The sequence below is a fragment of the Sorangium sp. So ce327 genome (assembly GCF_051530205.1).
Classification (GTDB): Bacteria; Myxococcota_A; Polyangia; order Polyangiales; family Polyangiaceae; genus Sorangium; species Sorangium cellulosum_B.
This window is the reverse complement of the sequence record NZ_CP150330.1, coordinates 2910839-2929844: the sequence shown is the minus strand read 5'-3', so window position 1 is coordinate 2929844 and position 19006 is coordinate 2910839. Positions and strand designations below refer to the sequence as shown.

Below are 19006 nucleotides of genomic sequence, written 5' to 3'. Positions count from 1 at the left end.
CTCAGCAATCTGCGAGCGCGCCCAGGTAGTCGCGCACGCCCGTATGGTCCAGCAGCCTGCCGTACGTCGGCAGCTCCGCGACCTGACCACCGGCCACGAACAGGAAGCGCTCGCAGTGGTCACGCATGATGTCGATGTGAAACGGCTCGTAGGGGTGAACGCACAGCATGACCACGCGGCCGCTCGCGCGGAGCTCCTTGAAGAAGCTCAGCATGAAGCCGATGTAACCGTCTTGCGTGCTGAACTGCGGCTCGTCGAAGATGTGCACCAGCGGGTAGTCGGACCCCGCCGGCTGCAGCATGAAATTGGGCTTGGTCTTCTTGACCGAGCGCACCTGATACGACTGGTGATAGTGAATCACCATGCGGTCACGCTCGCGGTACTTCACTGATTGAATGTCGCGCCCGCCGCACAGGATCTGCCCGCTGGTCGGCACGTTGCTGCCCGACAGCATCTCGAACAAGGTCGTCTTGCCGGCGCCGTTCGGCCCCATCACGCCTATGATCTCCGGCCCTTCGATGGTGAACGAGGCGCTGAGGCTGAACGTCTGCTTCCTGGTGAACAGGCCGCGCGAGTACGTCTTCTTCAGGTTCCGCACCTCGAGGATCGGCGCCGTCATGACAGCTCTCCCAGCAGGTGTTCGTCCTGCAGCAACGCCCTGGCCGGCCCGTGGTGCACGACCCGGCCGCTGCGGATGACGTACGCGCGATCGCACACCGCCAGCACGCTACGCACGTTTTGTTCCACCACCAGCACGCTGATGCCCTCGTCACGCAGGCGCGCGATGGTCTTCATGACGTCCTGCACCAGCTTGGGCGCGAGGCCTTGCGAGGGCTCGTCCAGCAGCACCAGGCCGGGACCGCCCAGCAGCGCCCGGCCGATGGCGACCATCTGCATCTCGCCGCCGGAGAGGTTCTCGCTGTCGCGATCGAGAAGGTACTCCAGCGCGGGGAACAGGCCGAACACGTCCTTCTCGCTCCAGCTGCGGAACGCCGTCTTCTTCTTGCCCAGCTGAAGGTTTGTCCTCACCTTGAGCGCGGGGAAGATGCGGCGATCATCCGGCACCCAGCCGATGCCGGCGCAGGCGATGTCGCTCGTGGCCGCGCGCGTGATCTCGCTGCCGCGGAAGCGGATGGCCCCGCGGCGAGCCGGCGTGAGACCGAGGATGGAGCGCAAGACGGTCGTCTTGCCCGCTCCGTTCGGTCCCAGGAGTGCCACGGCCTCGCCCTTGCCGACGCTCAGATCGACGCCGAACAGCGCCTGCGTCTCGCCGTAGAAGGTCTCGATCCCCCGGATCTCAAGCATCGGCCGGCGCTCCCAGCTTCGCTCGGCGCACCCAGGGATCCGAGCGCAGCTCGTCCGGCGTGCCCTGCGCGATCACCTGGCCCCAGTGGATCACCGACACGCGATCGGCCAGGCGGAACAAGAAGTCCATGTCGTGCTCGATCATGACGATGGTGAAGCGGCGCTTGAGCGTGAGGATCAGCTCCAGCAGCCGGTCGCGCCCTTCGGCGCCCATGCCTTGCGTGGGCTCGTCCAAGAAGAGCACGCGCGGCTCCGCCGCGAGCGCCACGGCGATCTCGAGCGCGCGGCGCTGGCCGTAGGACAGGTTGATCGATCTGCTGTCCAGGTGCTGGCCGAGCCCCACCTGCTCGACGATGCGGATCGCCTTGTCCATCGCGGCGGAGTCGGCGGCGACGCTCTTGAACGGGTTCATGCCGGAGCGGCGCATCTCCGGCACGGCGAACAGCACGTTCTCCAGCACCGTGAACCCGTCGAACAAGCTCATGATCTGGAACGAGCGCGCCACACCCCTCTGCGCGATCTGCCGCGGCGACAGGCCGGTGATGTCCTGTCCATCCAGCAGCACCTGCCCGCGATCCGGCGGAAAGTGACCGGTGAGCACGTTGAAGCAGGTCGACTTGCCGGCGCCGTTCGGGCCCATGATGCCCGACAGCTGGCCCTCTTCGAACGACAGCGTGATGTCCTCCAGGACCACCCGATCGCCGAAGCGCTTGCTCAGGTGAATGGCCTCAAACAGAGCCATTTTCCGCCTCCGTGGGCAGCTGCTCGGGTCCGGCCGCGCGAGATCGGCCCAAGAGCTTGGCGCGGTGATGTTGAAACGCGCCGGCGATGCCTTCGGGCTGGAACAGCACCACCGCCATGAAGAGCAGGCCGTACCAGAGCAGCCAGGTCTCGGTCGCGGCGCCGAGCAGGTCGCGCGCGACGATGAACACCAGCGCGCCCAGCACCGGCCCCCAGAAGCTCACGGTGCCGCCGCCGATCAGCACCGCCATGACGATGAAGCCGGAGCTGTGCACGCTCATCACGTCCGGATAGGCGCTCTCTTGTGACACGGCCAGGAGCCCGCCGGCCAGCCCAGCGAACACGCCGGACAGCGCTATCACGGCCCACTTCGTGAGCCACACGTTGTAACCGACGAAGCGCGCGCGAGACTCGTTCATGCGGATGGCTTGCAGCGCCTTGCCGAACGGCGAGTGCACCAGGCGCCACAGCGCCACGATCGCGAGCGCCAGGATGGCGAGCACCACGTAGTAGAGCGTGACGTTGTCCCCCAGATCGAGCCCAGCCAGCGCCGGCCGGCGAACGTTGAGCAAGCCGTCTTCCCCGCCCGTGATCGAGTGCGCCTTCATGGCCACGAACCAGAACACCTGCCCGCAGGCGATCGTGAGGAGGGCAAAGTAGATGCCGCGCCGGTGCGCCACGAGCGCCCCGACCAGCGCGGCGCCGACGCCGCCCGCGACCGCGCCGAGCGCCAGGCAAAACAGCGGATTTTGCGACCAGTTCAGGTAACACAGGCCGTAGACGTAGGCGCCGACGCCCAGGAACGCGCCCTGGCCGAACGCGGGCAGGCCCGTGTAGCCCATGAGCAAGTTGTAGCCGAGCGCGTACAGCGTCCAGATCGCGACCTCGATGCCGAGGTACTGATAGAGCCCGACGTGCTCGGCCCAGAGCGGGAAGCTCGCCATCAAGGCCAGCGTGATCAGCATGGGCCTCGTGACCCAGGCTTGGCCGCGAGCCTGACTGTCTCTGGCGGTGATGGGTGTGTAAAGCGACATCGATCAGGCCTCGAGCGCGCTCTTCTTACCCATCAGCCCGCGCGCGCGGACGCTGAGCACCAGGATGAGCAAGAGGTACATGGACATGACCGACCACTCGGCGGCGTATCCACCGGTGATGCCGACCGTGATGCCGACGAGCATCCCGGCGAGCACGGCGCCCCAGAAGCTGCCGACCCCGCCCAGCACGATGATGAGAAACGACGGAATCACCGCGTCGACGCCCACGTGCGGGCGCAGGCCCCAGATCGGCGTCAGGATGATGCCGGCCAGCGCCGCCAGGCCGGCGCCGATGGCGAACACGAACAGCCGCAGCCGACCGATGTTGATCCCGAGCGCGCGCACCATCTCGGCGTCGTGCGCGCCGGCCTTCACGCGGGCTCCGTAGGGCGTCTTCTCCAGGAAGAGCCACACCAGCGCCATCAGCACGATGCCCAGAAAAGCGGCGAAGAACCGGTACTTGGAATAGAGGAGGTCACCGGCCATGAACGCGCCGTTCACGGCCTCCGGCACCGGCAGGTTCTTCTCGCCCGGGCCCCACGCGATGCGAATGCCTTCTTCGAGCACCAGGGAGGCGCCGAAGGTGAGCAGGAGGCCGTACTCGGCCTTCTTGCCGTAGGTGCGGCGGACGCAGCGCTCGAGGCCCATGCCCACGACCCCGAGCACCAGGGGCGCCACGATCAGCGCCAGCGCGTACCTGAGCGCCAGCGGCAGCTCCAGGTACGTGCTGGCCGCCTCACCCATGAACCCGGGATTGATGATCTCCACCGCCAGGTAGGCGCCGAGCGCGAACAGCGAGCCGTGCGCCAGGTTGATCACCTCCATGACGCCGACGATGAGCATGAAGCCGAGCGCCAGCAGCCCGAACAGAATGCCGAGCGAGACGCCGTTGATCAGGTGGGGCAGCACGGCTCACGGCTCGTAGACGGGCGTCGACTCGATCGGCTCCAGCTTGCACTTGGCGTCCGCGTCCCTGTCGACGACCTGGCTGGGGTCGGCGTGGCTGAGGATCTTGAACAGCTCGTCGGGGTTCTGCGACTCGAGGTCGGCGGTGGCCAGGTAGATGGTCTGCTGCAGCTGGTGCGTCGCCGGGTTCATGTAGGCGTCGTGGTGCTGCATGCGGTCTTTGGCTGGAATTTTCAGGCCTTCCAGCTCCTTGATCACCGCGTGGTTCTTGGTGGTCTTGGCGCGCTCGACCGCCTCCAGCAGCGAGCGGGTCGCCCAGTAGCCGTTGTAGAACACGTTGCCCGGCGTCTTGATCTTGGAGTCGGGGTTGGCCTTCGCGTACCTGGCGTTGAACTCCTTGACCCCAGGCAAGTCGAGCCCCTGGTACCAGGTCGTGCCGAACACGCCGAACAGGTCCGTGCGCGGCAAGCCGTAGATGTCCGGCCAGTCTTGCTGGTTGTTGATCCAGGCGTACTTGTCGCCCAGCTTTATCTGCGCGACCTGCGCGCGCAGGGCCTTCAAGTCGTCGCCGCCGACGGCGGCGGCGATAACGCTCGGTGCCTTCTGCTGCACTTTGAGCAGGATGGCGCTGAAGTCACGCGTGCCTTGCGGCACCAGGATCTCGTCGATGATCTCGCCGCCGTTGTCCATGACCACCTTCTTGGTAGCCTTGGCGGTGTCGTGACCCCACACGTAGTCGTTGGTGAGCAAGAGCCACTTCTTGCCGAACTTCTCGATCGCGCCCTTGGTGGAAGCCTGGGTGAAGTTGCTGCCGTTGGCGTCCCACACGAACTTCACGCGGTGGCAGTTCTCGCCGGCTTCCGTGGCGGAGCTGCTGTTGGTGTTGAGGTAGATGACACCGTACTTCTGCGCCACCTGGGATATGGCGTTGGCCACACCGGAGCTGACGCCGCCGACGAGAAAGGCGACCTTGTCCTGCTTGATCATGCGCTCGGCGACGCGCGACCCCGTGGCGGGCGTCGTCTCGGTATCCATGTGAACCCACTTCACGGGGCGACCGAGCACGCCGCCCCTGGCGTTGGCCTCTTCGATGGCCATGATGATGCCGCGCTTGTCGGAATCGCCGCTGTTCGCGTACTGGCCGCTGGCGTCCGCCGTGATGCCGATCAGGATCGGCGGCTTGCCTGACTCCGCTTGCGAGGAAGCTCCCGCGGCGCCAGCCTTCTTGTCGCACGCCGCGGCGAGCGCGCACAGCACGCCCACCCCCACGAGGCTCAGGATGCGAGAGGTCATTTCCTGAGCTCGATGCCGTTTTGCTTGCAGTGGGAGGCGACCATGTGTCCGACCAGCCCGTCGGAGAAGCCGGAGTTGAGCGCGGACACGAGCGAGTTGAGCACCGCCGGCCCCATCGGCGCCGTGAGCGGCACGTCCGCCACCATGCGGTTGTAGTAACGGAGATCTTTCGCGGCGTTGGCGAGCGTGAAGTTGAGCCCGCTGAAGTCTCCGCTCTCCAGGATCTTCGGCACGATGAGCTGGAAGATGCCGCTGTTGGCGCCGCCGCCGCCCACCACCTTGGCGAACTTGCCGAGGTCGACGCCGGTGGCCGCGCACGCGCACAGCGCCTCCGCGATCAGCGCCGCGTGCCCCATCGTGATGAGGTTGTAGATGAGCTTGGTGCGGGCGCCGGCGCCGACGCCGCCCATGTAGAAGACGTTCTCACAGAACGCTTCCAGCACCGGCCGCACCTCACCGAACGTCTGCTCGTCGGCGCCGACCATGGTGTTCAGCCTGCCCGCCTCGGCGTCCTTGGGGCTGCGCGCCAGCGGTGCGTCGGCGTAGGACGCGCCGAGCGCCGCCAGGTCCTTCGCGACGCGCTCGCTCATGGCCGGCTCGCCCGTGGAGCAGTCGAGCAAGATCATGCCCTTCTTGACGGCGCCCAGGATTCCGTTGTCTCCGTACACGACCTGTTCGATTTGCGGGGCGCCGGTCACGCACAGGATGACGACGTCGGAGGCTTCGGCGATGGCGCGCGGCGTCTTGGCTTCGCTCGCGCCTTGCGCGAGCAGGTCCTCGATCGGCTTGCGATTCCTGTGGGCCATCACGGTGACGGGGAAGCCTTTGGCCAGGAGGTTCTTGGCCATGCCGTGCCCCATCAAACCCACGCCGATGAACCCGATCTTCGTTGCCATGATGGACTCCTACCAGGGCGCCGATCGCAGGATCTTCGCCTCCACGCGCTCTGATTTGCTCTCGCCAGCAGCTCCGGCTCAGGAACCCCCTTCGTAGAATATTTGTTCCATTTTGTCAACCGATAGAATTCGGTTCCAGAGCGGCCCGCAGGCGAGCCTGGAACGCCCGAGCTCGCCACACAGAGCTCGTGACACAGGATGTGCTTTGGGGGGCACGCAGGGCCCTACAGCCTCAGGACGAGCGCATCAGGACCTCTAACTATCCGACAATACTACTGATCTTTGTCGCGGATCACGCTGGTCAGACTGCAGTGACGCTGCATGTTTGCATGGTTTGATGCGCTCGCCCCGCCTATGACCGCGACCTGCACCAGCGAATCGTCGAGGCTCACGCCAACGGCGAGGGGAGCCTCCGGGAACTGGCCGAGCGCATCGCCGTCGCTCCGAGCACCGTGCGGTAGGACTTTTAGAATTTCTATTTCAAAATTTGTTCGCTTGGACTATTCGTTCTGATCGCTGCATGTGTCGCCGGCTTGCGGTCCAGGCCGGCCTTCGTTCGAGATCCAGGCAGAGGAGGTCGGCAAACGTGCTTCGTTCAATGAGAGTCGTGCGAGCCCTCGTGGTCTGCGCGGGCGCCCTGGCCGCACTGCTGTCCTCGTCGTCGGCGCGAGCCGAGATCTTCCTGCTCAAGAAGGAGAAGGTGGACGACTGGGAGGTCTCGACCAACGGCCGCGTCGACGCCTACCTCAACTGGATCGGTGGTGAGACGATCAACGCGGACAACATGGGCAACAAGGTCGACCCCGATGACCCTGCCTCGACCGATCGGTACATCTTGGTAGGACCGCAGATCGCCATCCGCGGCAACCCGACGCCCGCTGGCGCCGTCGGCAACACCGTCACCGACACGGATCTGAATACGTTCCGCATCCGTGGCGGCTTCGCCAGCACGATCCTGGCGTTCAACGTCTACAAGCAAGTTTTGCCGGACGTGAAGCTCACCATCAAGCTGGCGTTGTGGGCCGGCATTCAGAACGCCCAGACCAACAACGTGCGCCAGTTCAACGATGCGGCCTCGGTGGACTTCCGCGAGCAGTATGTGGACCTGTCCGGCAGCTGGGGCGCAGCGTGGGGCGGTCGCCGCCTCGGCTTGTTCAATCGCGGCGGCATGAGGATGAACTGGGCTCTGATCCACCAGCACGGCGTGGGTCATCCGTGCAACGTGGACTCGTCAGGGGCGGCCACCTGCGGCCACACCGGCGTGGGCTCGATGTTTCCGTCGCGTCACGCGCAGCTCGGCTACGCCACGCCGGAGCTCGCCGGCGTGCAGCTCTCGTTGGCGGCGCTCGACCCGGCCATGATCGACAGCTCCTGGAATCGCACCGTCGCGCCGCGCTTCGAGGGCGAGCTCACCTTTCGCAAGGTGTTGAACGACAAGCCCGTCGTGAAGGACGAGGTCAACGCCTGGGTCAACGGCTTGACGCAGATGGTCGGCCGCACCACGGCGTCACCGTCCGACCCCGCCACGCAGGATCCCGGCATTCCGGCGGACGCGGAGCGCAACGTTTGGGGCGTCGGCGTCGGCGCTTGGGGTCGCTACGCCGGCTTCGGCATCGGCGCCACGGGTTGGCTCGGCCAGGGCCTCGGCACCGCGTGGGCGCTCGGCAACACGGCCATCGACAGCATCGGCGAGCTGCGCACGCACCACGGCTACCTGGCAGCCGCGAACTACCGCGCGGGTGATTTCGAGGTCGCAGTCTCCTATGGCTCCACCAACGTGACGGAGACGGATTGGGACAAGGCCGCATCGAACCCGGTCAAGATCAGCGTGATCAAGGAGGTGCGCGGGATCGGCGGTAAGATCGCCTACTATATGACCCCTGTGGTGTTCTCGATCGACGGCATGAATCTGAAGCACACCTGGCATCGCGGTGAGACGCAGGACGCCAACGTCGTCAGCGCCGGCGTGCTCGCAGAGTGGTAGCTGGAAGCATTGCCGCGCCTCCGCACACCAGCGTGCGGGGCCTCATGAGGCGCTCGGCGTAGCGCATCAACCGGAAGCCAGCGCGGGGAGGATCTCGGCGAGGCGATCGAACGTCTCGCGAGGGCCGCTCGCGGGAGGAGCGCTCGTCCGGGTCGTGCTCCTATCCCTTGAGCGTGACGAGCGGCCAGAGTCGCGCCACGCGCCGCGCGATCCCCGCCTCCTCGACGGAGCGCACCACCGGCGTGATGGGCTTGTAGGCATACGGCGCCTCCTCCTTCATCCGCTGGTGGTACTTCGCGAGGATGTCGCGCCGCCGCCGCACGTGGGGCGCGTCGGGGTCGAGCGGCGTCACGACGTGCAGCTTCTCGACCGCGCGCCGGTAGACGTCCTCGTCGGCGTGCGCGGAGCGGCCGCGCGTGAGGCTGCGACCCGCGCCGTGGCACGCGCTCGCGAGCAGCCCCGCGTGCCCTGCGCCCGCCAGCACCCAGCTCGAGTCGCCCATCGAGCCGGGGATGATCACCGGGTCACCCGTGTACGAGAACGCCCCGCCCTCGCCATCCGGCCCCCCGGCGGGCGTCGCGCCCTTGCGGTGCAGGTAGCGCGGCTCGGCCCCATCGGGCTCCCAGATGAGGTTGTGCGGCGCGTCGTACACGAGCGTGCTCGCGACCTCGCGGCCAAGGACTTCCCGCATCGCGCGCACCACCATGAGGCCCAGGAAGAGGCGGTTCGCGAACGCGAAGTTCGCGGCGTTCCGCATCGCGTCGAGGTAGACGGAGGCCTCGTGGGCGTGGGGGCCCACCGCCGGCAGCACATAGAAGCCGTGCGCCGGATGGGGCACCCCCGCGGGGTACAGCGCGCGGGCGCGCTCGTTGAAATAGCCGCCGACCGCGTGTCCGAGCCCGACGGAGCCCGCATGGGCCATGATCGTGACAGCGTTCTTCGAGAGCCCGAACGAGCGCGCCGTCGCGCCGTCGACCAGCTCGTCGACGGCCTGTATCTCGACGAAATGGTTGCCGCCGCCGACCGTGCCGATCTGGATGTCACGCCCGTCCGCCCGGCCCGACGCCTGGATGTACGCGTCGAACGCGAACGTCCCACGCGCGGGGAGCCCGCCGTGGAAGTGCACGCGATCGAGATCCGCGCGCTGGGCCCGAGGATCGTAGTGGGCCCACAGGCCGGTGCGGGCGTTGTCCGCCGCCGTCTCGTGCAGCCCGGACAGGCCATCACGGAGCATCGCCGCGCGCTGGCGCGGCGACATGGGGATATCGCGCTGGCCCTGGAAGAAGATCGCGCGGAGCCGCTGCTTCAAGGCGCCGATGTGCGGCGCGAGCTCGTCCCGGTCCACGTCCGTCGCGAGCAGGCGCATGCCGCAACAGACGTCGTTGCCGACGGCCTGCGGCACCACGAACCCGCGGGCATCCACGACGGTGCCCACGGGGATGCCCGCGCCCTTGTGAAAGTCGGGCGTGAGCACGATGGAGCGGATCTCGCCGGCTGAGCCGCCCCAGAACGGGGCAATCCTGCCGGCCTTTTCCCAGGTCTGAAGATCGCGGAGCGTGCCTTCAAGCGAGGCGAACCGGAGGAGCTCCTCGATGCCGTCGGCCTCGACGACGACATCTTCCCTCGCCACGAGGGTGATCGGAATACCGAACGGATTGTCGATGCGGGCCGTCGCGCCATCCAGGCGACGCACCACCGCATCGAGATGCAATTTGCCAACCATGCTGCTGTCCAATCCACGAAGACGCACGCGGCCGGCGCGATCACGCGACGGGGCCGCGGCTCACTCTCCCCCGATTTGGACCCGGTGCGCGAACGAGGGGATCGCACACCGCAGCAGCGGGGCTCACTATAAACCAGGAGCGCCGGTCGTCAAGCGGCTCGGGCTGGCTCGGCCTGCCCGCAAGGGCCAGCAGGGCGCCCACCTCTACGAGCCGGAGAGAACTCGGGCGACTGAGACATCTGGGGAGCCACACCCAGCCTCTCGGGTGGGGCCCGGCCCCCTCGACCTTCGCCTCTTCGCGGCCTACCGCAGACGGAGGGACTCGAGGGGGTCGTCGAGTTCCCGGCCCGGGTGCCGCTCGGCGTCACCGGGGGCCCTCGTCCGCGGGACGGTAGTTCCCGACCCATGTCTCGAGCGGCTGGTTGAAATGACGGCGATAGGCGCACGGAGGGTCGTCACGGACAAGCCAGTCATGCTCGGTGGGGAAGACCTCCAGGAGCATGGCATCCTCTTCGGCCACACAACCGTCGAAGATGCAGGTGTCAAAGCGGTGCTCCTTGCGAGGGGCTGAGACATCAACAAGACTGCGCGGCAATAATAGCAAACGCAACGAGCCGCAGCGCTTCTCGGCTTCGGCGCACGATCCCGAATCTCACCCGTCTTCGCCTGCCGAACCATCAGTCGTTCGCTCAACCGAAGCCGCCGGACCAGATCTGTCTTCGCCTTCTGCAGCCTCCCCCCACGGAAAGTCTCATGGATCGGCTCTACGTCGCAAGGTCCATATGCTGTCCAGCGCCATGAGGGTCACTCACCCCCAGGTGCAACATGTGCCGTGCGGGTCTCCGCGCCCACGAGTCCCACGGCTCTCTTGAGAACCGCGGCGCGCGTGGCGCCATCGGGCAGCGTCGCAGCGACCCCGAGCAGGGTCTGCGCGACCACGACATGGAGCTCCGGGCGCTCCGGCGTCAGCCTCTCAAGCAGTTGGTGCACGCGCCGCTCGTTCGCCGTGGAGACATGCCGCTTGGTCTCTTCATGGGTGATCAGCGCGAAAGTCGACTCAAGATACGCCGCGCTCTCCAGCGCGCGGAGCGAGCGCTTCCACGGCGGCGCCCGCGGTCGGGAAGCGCTGGCTCGGCGCGAGCGCCGTCGCGCGGGCGAACCACGCGTCGAACGCGGGCGGCAACGTCACGCCGTACCGCGCGGCGCGCTCGCGCGCAGGCTCCTTGGGGCCCTGCAGCGCGACGAGCGCGAACGCGACGGGGCTGTCGCCAATGCCCGCTTCGTCCTCCCAGTAGGGTTTGCCGACCAGCAGCGTGAACGCGATCATGCCGAGCGCGTGGATATCGGCGGAACGTGTGATCCTGCCGCTCTGGAACTGCTCCGGCGCCATGTAGATCGGCGTCCCGGCCGCGCCGGTCGAGCCGCGGGTCGCGCCCTCGCGCAGCACCTTCGCCACACCGAAATCGAGGATCTTGAGGCGCGGGGCGCCGTGCTCTCGCTGCTCCAGAAACAGGTTGCTCGGCTTCAGGTCGCGGTGGACGATGCCGAGCTGGTGCATCTTGTCGATGGCCGGCGCGCCCGCGCCCAGGCGACGCAGGATGCGATAGCGAGCCGCGATGACCGTCTCCAGCGTCATGCCCGCCTCATCCCACGAGCGTGGCGCAGCACCTCACTGGCGGAAGTCATCGGCGTCGATCTCGTAGCGCTTCAACCAGCGATGGATCTGCATCCTGGCTTTGCCCGTGGCGGGCGCCACGCCAGCGATGTTGCCGCCGTGCACGCGCAGGAGCGTCGTGAGCTCCTCGGGCCGGGTAGGATCGTCTCCCTGGTCCGTGGCATCGGCGCCGTTGCGCCTCAGCGCGCTGTTCAGGTGATCGAGCTCGATCGTGCCCCGCTGCGCCAGCACCACCGCGGTCGTGATGCACTGCTCGAGCTCGCGCACGTTGAGCGGCCAGCCGTACGTGACGAGGGCGCGCGCCGCGCGAGGGTGCAGCTGGATGTGCTCGGCGCGCTCTCCACCGACGCGCCGGAGGATCGTGCCGAGGATGAGGCCGAGGTCCTCCCGGCGAGCCCGGAGTGGCGAGAGCTCGACGGCGTGACCGGAGAGCCGCGCGAGCAGGTCGGAGCGGAAGTCGCCCGACGCCGCCATCCGCTCGATCGGCCGGTGTGTGGCCGCAACGACGCGAAGGTCCACGGGGATCGAGCGCGTGCCGCCCACGGGGCGAACCTCCCGCTCCTGGAGCACGCGGAGCAAGGCCACCTGGGCGGACAAGGGCAGGTCGCCGATCTCGTCGAGGAAGAGCGTCCCGCGATCGGCGCTGCGCACGAGCCCGGGGCGATCCTCGGTGGCCCCGGAGAAGGCGCCCTTCCTGTGCCCGAAGAGCTCGCCCTCGACGAGATCCCGCGGCAGCGCGCCGCAGTTGATCGCCACGAACGCGCCCGGCCTGCCCGAGAGCGAATGGATGGCGCGCGCCATGACCTCCTTGCCGGTGCCCGTTTCGCCCTGGATCAGCACGGGGATGGTGGAGGCCGCCACCACCCTGAGCTGCTCGAACATCTCGAGCTGCGACGGGATGAGGGAGAGCAGCCCAGGGACGTGCGCCGCGAGGCTCGACGCTTCCAGCAGAGTGACCTGCTCGGCGCCGCGAGGAATCGCCGCGCGGTAGAGGAAGAAGGTGCGGCCCAGCTCGAGCACGTCGCCCTCCGCGAGCTCGGCGTGCTTCCTCGGGGCCCCATTGAGGATGCTGCCGTTCTTGGAGCCGCAATCCCCGAAGCACCACCGGCCGAGCACCCGCATGATCCGCGCGTGCCTCGACGAGAGCCATGGGTCGTCGAGGCGGATCTCGACGCGCCGGCGTGAGCCGCCGTCCGCGACCTCCAGCCTCCGGACATTGCCGCGGCCGATAACGACCTCCTCCACGTCATCGAGGGCGATGCGCGCCGACGACGCGAGCGGCCGATGGCTGTCCTCGATCAGAAACAAGAAGCTGCCGTTGCCTGATTTGTCCACATACCGCTGTCCGCCCGTGGCGGATAGCGTTCGTTGTTCAGGTTCACCAGGCACGAACCCAGTCGTACCCAGTCGGGCAGACGCGGTCAATATGCCAGGGGCGGCATTGCGAGCGGCTGCCGCGCGGGTTGCTGGTCCTCCACGGGCGTGCGCTGCGCCTGGTCGTCCATGTGGTCGCGTGCCGCCGTCATTGCAGGCTCGATCGGTTAACCGAACGCGCTGCGCTCCTTCTTGAGCCAGGTAAGCAGCGCCTTCTGTTGCGCCCGCAGCGCTGCTTCGCGCTCGAAGAGAGCCTTCTCTTTCGTCAAGACGAGCGTCTGGGGGCTTCCGCGGCGAAGCGTGGTGTGGGTGACGGGCAGGCGGTGAGCATCGATCACACCGTGGATGTGCCGCCGCCGTTCCTTGGCCAGAGGCCACGCGAGCTGGACCTGGGCTCGATCGACGAGGAACGCCGCGAGCACCTTGCACAGCGCACAGGAGCACCCGGGCGGGGGCTCGATCGACCAGTCGTCCGCGCTGCGCGCGTTCGCCGCGACGGCTCGTTCGAGCAAGGCCTCGACGCGGCGGACCAGCGCCTGCAGCCCGAGGGCCCGCACCGCGGCGGGCTTGCGCCCTTCCCGGCACCTCTTCAACAGCGCGCCGGCGGTCATGAGCGGCAGCGCCGACTCGGGCGCCGTGAGGGAGGCGATGAGGTCGTCGCGGATGGAGGGCGCCCGGATCGCGGCGGCGGTCTCCAGCAACGAGAGCAGATCGTCGAGGAGTCGATCGGTGCTGGCCTCCCTGACGGCTTCCGGCAACAGGAGCGCGCCCTTGCAGCCTTCTACGAGCGAGGCCACCTCGCGCGCGAGGACCCACGCGGCGAGCGCCTTGCCGTGCTCTCCGCCGGCCCGGAGCGCCTCGCCGAGGCGGGGGAGCAACGAGAGCCAGGGCGGAGTATTGTAGAGCGCGCGCTCGGCCCACGCGGAGAAGACCCGTTTCGACCACGAGAAGCCGTAGCGTTCGACGAGGGCCACGAAGGCGGGCACCACGCCGGGACTCAACCGATGCGGCCCCGAGGGCGAGACGAGCCCGAGGGCCAGATCGGCGTCGCCGAGCGCCGCCGATACCTCGACCAGCCGCTTGAAGGACGCCTCGCTCAGCTCGTCCGACGCGGCCGGATGCCAGGAGGACAGGAGCCTCTTCGCCTTGTCGCGGGCCTCGTCCGCCCTGCCCGCCTCGACGTGGGAGGCGAGCTCGTCAACGGCCCATGACGGCGAGAGCTTCGCGCGCACCTCGAAGGCCAGATCCCGCGGCCACATCACGACGGCGGCCCGATGATACCAGCGGTCCACGGTGTTGCCGTAGTTGCCCATGTACCCCTCGTGCTCGGACTTGAACGGCGCCATCTCGGTCGAGGCCCTCGTGAAGCAGACATCGTCGCCCGCCCGCATGGTCGCGATGCCCGGCGCGCTCCGCCCATCCGGGCCGACCCAGTGGCGAAGCACGACATCCGTATCGAGGAGATCGATGAGGTCGTGCTCGTCCGCGTCGCTGGCCCCCTCGGGATCGTCGTCGTGACCGCGATCGCCGCGCCAGCGACCACCGTAGTCATCCCAAGCGCCCTCGCACGACCAGCTCTCGTGCACGTCGGCGAGGGCGAGGTACACCTCGCAATCGAGGCGCTCGGCGGCCTCTTGCAGCGCCGAGGCGCGCAGCCGATCCGCATTCTTGAGATGGCCCCATCCGAGGCTCTTCTGCGTGTACTCGTGGTCCAGGAGGTAGATCAAGCGGTCCGGCCGCCGTGGGGGAGACTGCGCGTACGGCCGCGAGATCGGCGTCGAAAGGTAGGCTTTGATGCCCGCCTCGATGCGCTCGATCGCGGCGCGGCAGAGCGGCGCGCGAGCCTCCGCTGCCCCGCGGTAGAGGAGGTGGTACGTGAGGGAGATCCGGTGGCCTGCGTCGACCGGCCTCACCTCGTGGCGACAATCCGCGTAGAAGGCGAGCAGCGATAGATCTTTCGGATCCCGCGCGGCCCCGCGGAAGACCTTCTTCTTCCCGTCGTGCTCGACGACGATGGATCCGCCCTCGTGCCTGGACGGCAGCTCCACCACGAGGGTCCCCACCATGTCGTCGGCGCGCTCCGAGTCCTGGTGCGGCGCGAAGAACTGGCCGGGCCCGTACACGAGCATCTTGTCGAGCTCGGCGTGGAGCTCACCGCCCTCGGGCAGCCCGAGGCGCTGACGGACGAGCGCCAGCTTCGGAGCGAGGGTGCGCCGCCACCGCTGCGTGTCGATCTTGAGCTGGCGCCGGCCGATCTCCCAGCTGTCGCGCACGCTCGTATCGAGCAAGGTCTTGTCGCGCCGGCCGAACGGGGCCGGACGGGCGACGGAGCACAGCTTTCGCGCGGTGGCGGCGGAGATCGGGAAGCGGATGGGGCCGACCCCCTCGACCTCGATGTGCAGATCCTCGCCGCTGCACCCGAGCTCCGTTGCGAACGTGCCTTCCGGCTCGACGGCGGCGAGCGCCGCGGCGATCTCCTTCAACAGACCAGCTTGCAAGTGGGTGTCTCCTGCCAAGGACGCATACCACGGCCCCAGACGCATCGGATATCCAATTGGGCCGTTCACCGGCGCAATGGGGCGCTGAACCAGAGAAAACGGAGCGAGCGGGCCGCGCGGATTCGCTGAATGACGTCAAAAAGCGATCTTTCTTTCGTCGGCATGAGAATTTGCAGCACCCGAAGACAATGCGCTCGGAGCAACGAGGAGGCGCTCGTCATCGCGTATCGCTCCGCGGGCGTCCTCGTCCTGTCCGCGTTCCGGACGCCGGACGCGCTGGCCCCCTCGAGGACGTCGAGGGAGGGCGCAGCGGCGGGGCCTCTCGCGAAGTCGCCGTCGAGAGCCGGAGGGCGTCGCGAGCCGATTCGTTGGCCGATTCGACCAACTCCCTGGCCGGCGCGACCAAGCAGCCCATCAGGCCGTTCGCTACATCTGCCTCATGTCCAGCCGCGGAGGCGCGCGTCGCGCCTCGCCGGACGCGTGGAGGCTCAAAGCCATGATCGGTCGAATGGAACTCTCGCGAAATTCAAGGAGGGGCTCAATGGCCCTCGCGCTCGCCACCACCCTCGCGGTCGCAGGGGGCTGCCCCATGTCGAATGATGATGATGGCGCCGGCGGCAGCTCGACGAGCGCTGGGCACGGCGGCTCGTCGGCCTCCGGTGAGGGCGGCTCGTCGAGCTCCGGTGAAGGCGGCTCATCGAGCTCCGGTGAGGGCGGCTCGGTCCGCTGCCCGGTCGCGACGCACAACGGGATCATCTCGATCCAGGATGTATCGATTCAAGGCGCGCCGCAGGCGGGCCACGGCCTCACGGTGCAAGTCCTGTTCACCCCCTCCAGGCCTCCCGCTTACGAGCAGATGCCCGGGGAGATCGAAGGGTGCAAGGCGTGGGTCTACGACACGCAGGACAATCCGCCGCCTGCGCTGACGGATCAGGGGGTGATCACGATTGCCGGCCTCGAAGGCGGGCCCCTCGCGTGCCGCTTTGCTGGCTCGGGTTATGTGTGCCCGACGTCGACGGGGGCCGGACAGGCGAGCGTCGCTCCGGGGCAGACGGGGACCGCGGCCTACACGATCGAGGGCGCGACCTTCTCCGCAGCAGATGTCGGCCGTTACCTGCGCGTCACCGGCGCGGCGAACGCGAAGAACCAGGGCGCGTTCCCCATCGTCGCCGTGGAGTCGAGCACGACGGCGATCGTGGTCAACCAGGGCGCGGCGGAGGACGCCTTCGCGGCCGAGTACACCGTGCTCGCCGGGGCGGGGCCCGTTCCGAACAACCCCGTCGACCCGATCGAGGGCGGCGACGAGGTCGTCGTGGGCATCTCGCCCGGCGGCGAGATGGCCTTCGACTTCCCCGACAGCGCGCCGATCGTAGCCGGCGAGGCATTCACCCCCGACACGGCGTCGGCGGCCGCCCTCGTCGCGGTGCCGCTCGACGGCAGCCCATTGACGCTCGGCTGCGGCGGCCCGGGCGGCAGCTGCGGGCCGGCGCAGGCCACGCTCGTGCGCCTCACCAGCACGGACGGCGACGTCGAGGGCGCGTCGCCGTTCGCGATGCCCCCGCCCGCGCGCAAGCAGGTCGAGATTCAATGCGTCGCGCTGGGGGGTGATGGCACGCTGACCATCCCGGCCGAGGCGATGAAGCTGCTCCAGGAGGCCCACCAGGTCTCCCCGATCTCGCGCATCCGGACGGCGCTGATGCGCGAAGGATGGGCGGGCCCCACGAACGCCCCCTCCCTGCCTCCGAACATCACGACCATCCTCGTCGGCCACGGGCTCCTCGGCTTCACCAGCCCCTGACGCCGCGGTGCGTGCGCCCTGATCGGCGCGTCAGAGCGCGCTCGCCCCACCGCGCTCTCGCGCCGCGGCGAGCACCGGCGAGCGACCGCCGGTGCGGATCCTGCATAATCGCGGGCGCATGCACCGCCCGCTGCCCACCGTGATGACGTCCGTGGCCAGGCTGGTCGTCGACCTCGGGCTCCGCGACGGCATCCGGCTGGGCGCGATGGAGCGCGCCGCGCGCCTGCCGTCGCTCGCCGCCGATCCCGACCGGCGCATCGAGATCGACCGGCTGCTCGATCTGTGGACCTATCTGGGTCAGACGCTGGACGACCCGTCGCTGCCGATCCGCGTCGCGCAGCGGGCGACGGTGGAGGACCTGCACGTGCTCGGCTTCGCCATCATGAGCGCGCCCTCCATCCGCCATGCGTTCGACACCGCGGCGCGGTACAGCGCGCTCCTGACCGACTCGGGCCGATGGGAGGCGATCGAGAGCGGGAAGCGCGCCGAGGTGCGGTGGCATCGCCTGCGGCCGCTCACGCTGGGGCACCGCCTCTCCAACGAGACAGCGCTGGCGCAGAACCTCGGCTGTCTGCGGCAGATGGCGGGCGACGACCTCACGCCGCTGGAGGTGAGCTTCCGCCACGCGGCCCCGCCGCGCCGGACTGCGCACGTGGAGTTCTTCCGTTGCCCCGTGCGGTTCGACGCGCCCTGGGACGGGATGGTGTTCCGCCGCGAGGTCCTCGACATGGTGCCTGTGGGCGCGAACCAGAGGTTATGGGAGTACCTGTGTCGCAGCGTGAGCGCCCTCTGCGAGCAGCTCGCGCCGCCGTCGATCGCGGACGGCGTGCGGCACCAGCTCGTCCGCGCGCTCGCGAGCGCCGAGGGCGGGATCCCGACGCTGGACGACGTGGCCCGCTCCCTCGGCACGACGGAGCGGACGCTGCGCCGGCGCCTGGAGGTCGAGCGGACGAGCTTCCGGAAGCTGGTCGAGGAGGTGCGCCGCGACCGCGCGGCCGACCTGCTGGCGAGGAGCAGCGTCACCGAGACGGCGCTCCGGCTCGGCTTCTCCGACACGACCGCGTTCAGCCACGCGTTCCGGCGCTGGTTCGGCTGCCCTCCGCGCGAGCTCCGGGGCGCGAGGGGGGCTGCGGGCAATCAAGGGACGTGAGCGGGGGCAAGGCTGGGACGGCGGCCACGGCTGCCTCGCGAGCCACGATGCGACGTGCGTGAACCGCCGCGTCGCCGGGCCGACTCGCAGTTGTCGCTAACGCGCTCGCGTCCGCGAGCTTCGAAGGCTGTGTGGCGATGCCCGCCGCCGGGTAGACGGTCGGCCCGGACCATGGGTTCAGTCTCGTGAACGACCGTGGGGCCACCCCGACCTCGGTCGGGTCGTCCAACCTGGGCCGGGTCACCAACCCGCGTCGAATCACGGCCTGACGTGCTCGCCACGGGGTCGCAGGGAAAAATGTCACCGGCGCCCCGCAGCGGCGCACCAGCCGGATGCAACCTTCGAGTTGTTCGTCGCACCGTTCGAGATCACCGGCCCCCTGATCTCATCGCAGTCAGGAAGCGTTGGATGGGCACCGATACAACCGACATCCACATGGTTAGTGTGCTCCCCGGTCCGCCGATCGCAGTGCGCGTGACACCCCGGCACGTCGTGGTCTCGCGGACGCCACCCGCCACCCCGCTCCCGCGTCCCCCCGACACCGCGGAAGGGCTGCTGTCAGCCGAAGACGGCCGCAGCTGAGCCTCAGCACGTTGGGCCGGCGGAGGCCCTGGGGCGGTACGATCGGG

Annotated in this window: 16 protein-coding genes; 3 read left to right on the top strand and 13 right to left on the bottom strand. The window is 68.5% G+C overall.

Annotated elements, in window-relative coordinates; genetic code table 11:
* Window position 1: 1 nt before the first annotated feature.
* From WME95_RS11165 to WME95_RS11135, 7 genes are all read right to left on the bottom strand, one after another.
* Complete coding sequence (locus tag WME95_RS11165; RefSeq protein ID WP_437908370.1) at window positions 2-619, bottom strand: ATP-binding cassette domain-containing protein; 618 nt, start codon at window positions 617-619, stop codon at window positions 2-4.
* Window positions 616-1305, bottom strand: coding sequence for an ABC transporter ATP-binding protein (locus tag WME95_RS11160; RefSeq protein WP_437551688.1), 690 nt, complete (start codon window positions 1303-1305; stop codon window positions 616-618). The genes WME95_RS11165 and WME95_RS11160 overlap by 4 nt, the downstream gene beginning before the upstream one ends.
* Entirely contained in the window at window positions 1298-2047 is a 750-nt protein-coding gene (locus WME95_RS11155) for an ABC transporter ATP-binding protein (protein ID WP_437551686.1), read from the bottom strand. Before WME95_RS11155 ends, WME95_RS11160 begins: the two co-directional genes overlap by 8 nt.
* Window positions 2034-3011: a branched-chain amino acid ABC transporter permease gene (locus WME95_RS11150; RefSeq protein WP_437908369.1), complete on the bottom strand. Its 978-nt coding sequence runs from the start codon at window positions 3009-3011 to the stop codon at window positions 2034-2036. The genes WME95_RS11155 and WME95_RS11150 overlap by 14 nt, the downstream gene beginning before the upstream one ends.
* A gap of 72 nt (window positions 3012-3083) precedes the next feature.
* Entirely contained in the window at window positions 3084-3989 is a 906-nt protein-coding gene (locus WME95_RS11145) for a branched-chain amino acid ABC transporter permease (protein WP_437908368.1), read from the bottom strand.
* 3 nt (window positions 3990-3992) lie between these two features.
* Window positions 3993-5279, bottom strand: coding sequence for an ABC transporter substrate-binding protein (locus WME95_RS11140; protein WP_437908367.1), 1287 nt, complete (start codon window positions 5277-5279; stop codon window positions 3993-3995).
* Entirely contained in the window at window positions 5276-6175 is a 900-nt protein-coding gene (locus WME95_RS11135) for an NAD(P)-dependent oxidoreductase (RefSeq protein ID WP_437716843.1), read from the bottom strand. Before WME95_RS11135 ends, WME95_RS11140 begins: the two co-directional genes overlap by 4 nt.
* 607 nt (window positions 6176-6782) lie before the next feature.
* On the opposite strand from WME95_RS11135, the gene WME95_RS11130 reads away from it, so the two are divergent.
* The gene (locus tag WME95_RS11130) at window positions 6783-8159 is read left to right on the top strand and encodes a porin (RefSeq protein ID WP_437908366.1); all 1377 of its coding nucleotides are present in this window, start codon (window positions 6783-6785) and stop codon (window positions 8157-8159) included.
* 160 nt (window positions 8160-8319) lie between these two features.
* On the opposite strand, the gene WME95_RS11125 is transcribed toward WME95_RS11130, so the two are convergent.
* From WME95_RS11125 to WME95_RS11100, 6 genes are all read right to left on the bottom strand, one after another.
* On the bottom strand, window positions 8320-9882 hold the full coding sequence (locus tag WME95_RS11125) for an RtcB family protein (RefSeq protein ID WP_437908365.1): 1563 nt from the start codon (window positions 9880-9882) through the stop codon (window positions 8320-8322).
* Between the two features lie 364 nt (window positions 9883-10246).
* Window positions 10247-10384 carry a hypothetical protein gene (locus WME95_RS11120; RefSeq protein ID WP_437908364.1) on the bottom strand — a complete coding sequence of 46 codons (138 nt, stop codon included), beginning with the start codon at window positions 10382-10384 and terminating at the stop codon, window positions 10247-10249.
* A 302-nt stretch (window positions 10385-10686) separates the two neighbouring features.
* Window positions 10687-10872 carry a hypothetical protein gene (locus tag WME95_RS11115; RefSeq protein WP_437908363.1) on the bottom strand — a complete coding sequence of 62 codons (186 nt, stop codon included), beginning with the start codon at window positions 10870-10872 and terminating at the stop codon, window positions 10687-10689.
* Window positions 10873-10939: 67 nt separating this feature from the next.
* Window positions 10940-11518 (bottom strand): protein kinase domain-containing protein, encoded by a 579-nt coding sequence (locus WME95_RS11110; protein WP_437908362.1) that lies wholly within the window; start codon window positions 11516-11518, stop codon window positions 10940-10942.
* A 33-nt stretch (window positions 11519-11551) separates the two neighbouring features.
* Window positions 11552-12892 (bottom strand): sigma 54-interacting transcriptional regulator, encoded by a 1341-nt coding sequence (locus WME95_RS11105; protein ID WP_437908361.1) that lies wholly within the window; start codon window positions 12890-12892, stop codon window positions 11552-11554.
* Window positions 12893-13098: 206 nt separating this feature from the next.
* A complete protein-coding gene (locus WME95_RS11100; protein ID WP_437908360.1) occupies window positions 13099-15429 on the bottom strand; it encodes a 2OG-Fe(II) oxygenase in 2331 nt (776 codons plus the stop codon).
* 541 nt (window positions 15430-15970) lie between these two features.
* Between WME95_RS11100 and WME95_RS11095 the strand changes: the two genes are divergently transcribed.
* Together WME95_RS11095 and WME95_RS11090 are read left to right on the top strand one after the other, a co-directional pair.
* Entirely contained in the window at window positions 15971-17227 is a 1257-nt protein-coding gene (locus tag WME95_RS11095) for a hypothetical protein (protein WP_437908359.1), read from the top strand.
* A 118-nt stretch (window positions 17228-17345) separates the two neighbouring features.
* On the top strand, window positions 17346-18377 hold the full coding sequence (locus tag WME95_RS11090; RefSeq protein ID WP_437908358.1) for an AraC family transcriptional regulator: 1032 nt from the start codon (window positions 17346-17348) through the stop codon (window positions 18375-18377).
* Window positions 18378-19006: the final 629 nt, after the last annotated feature.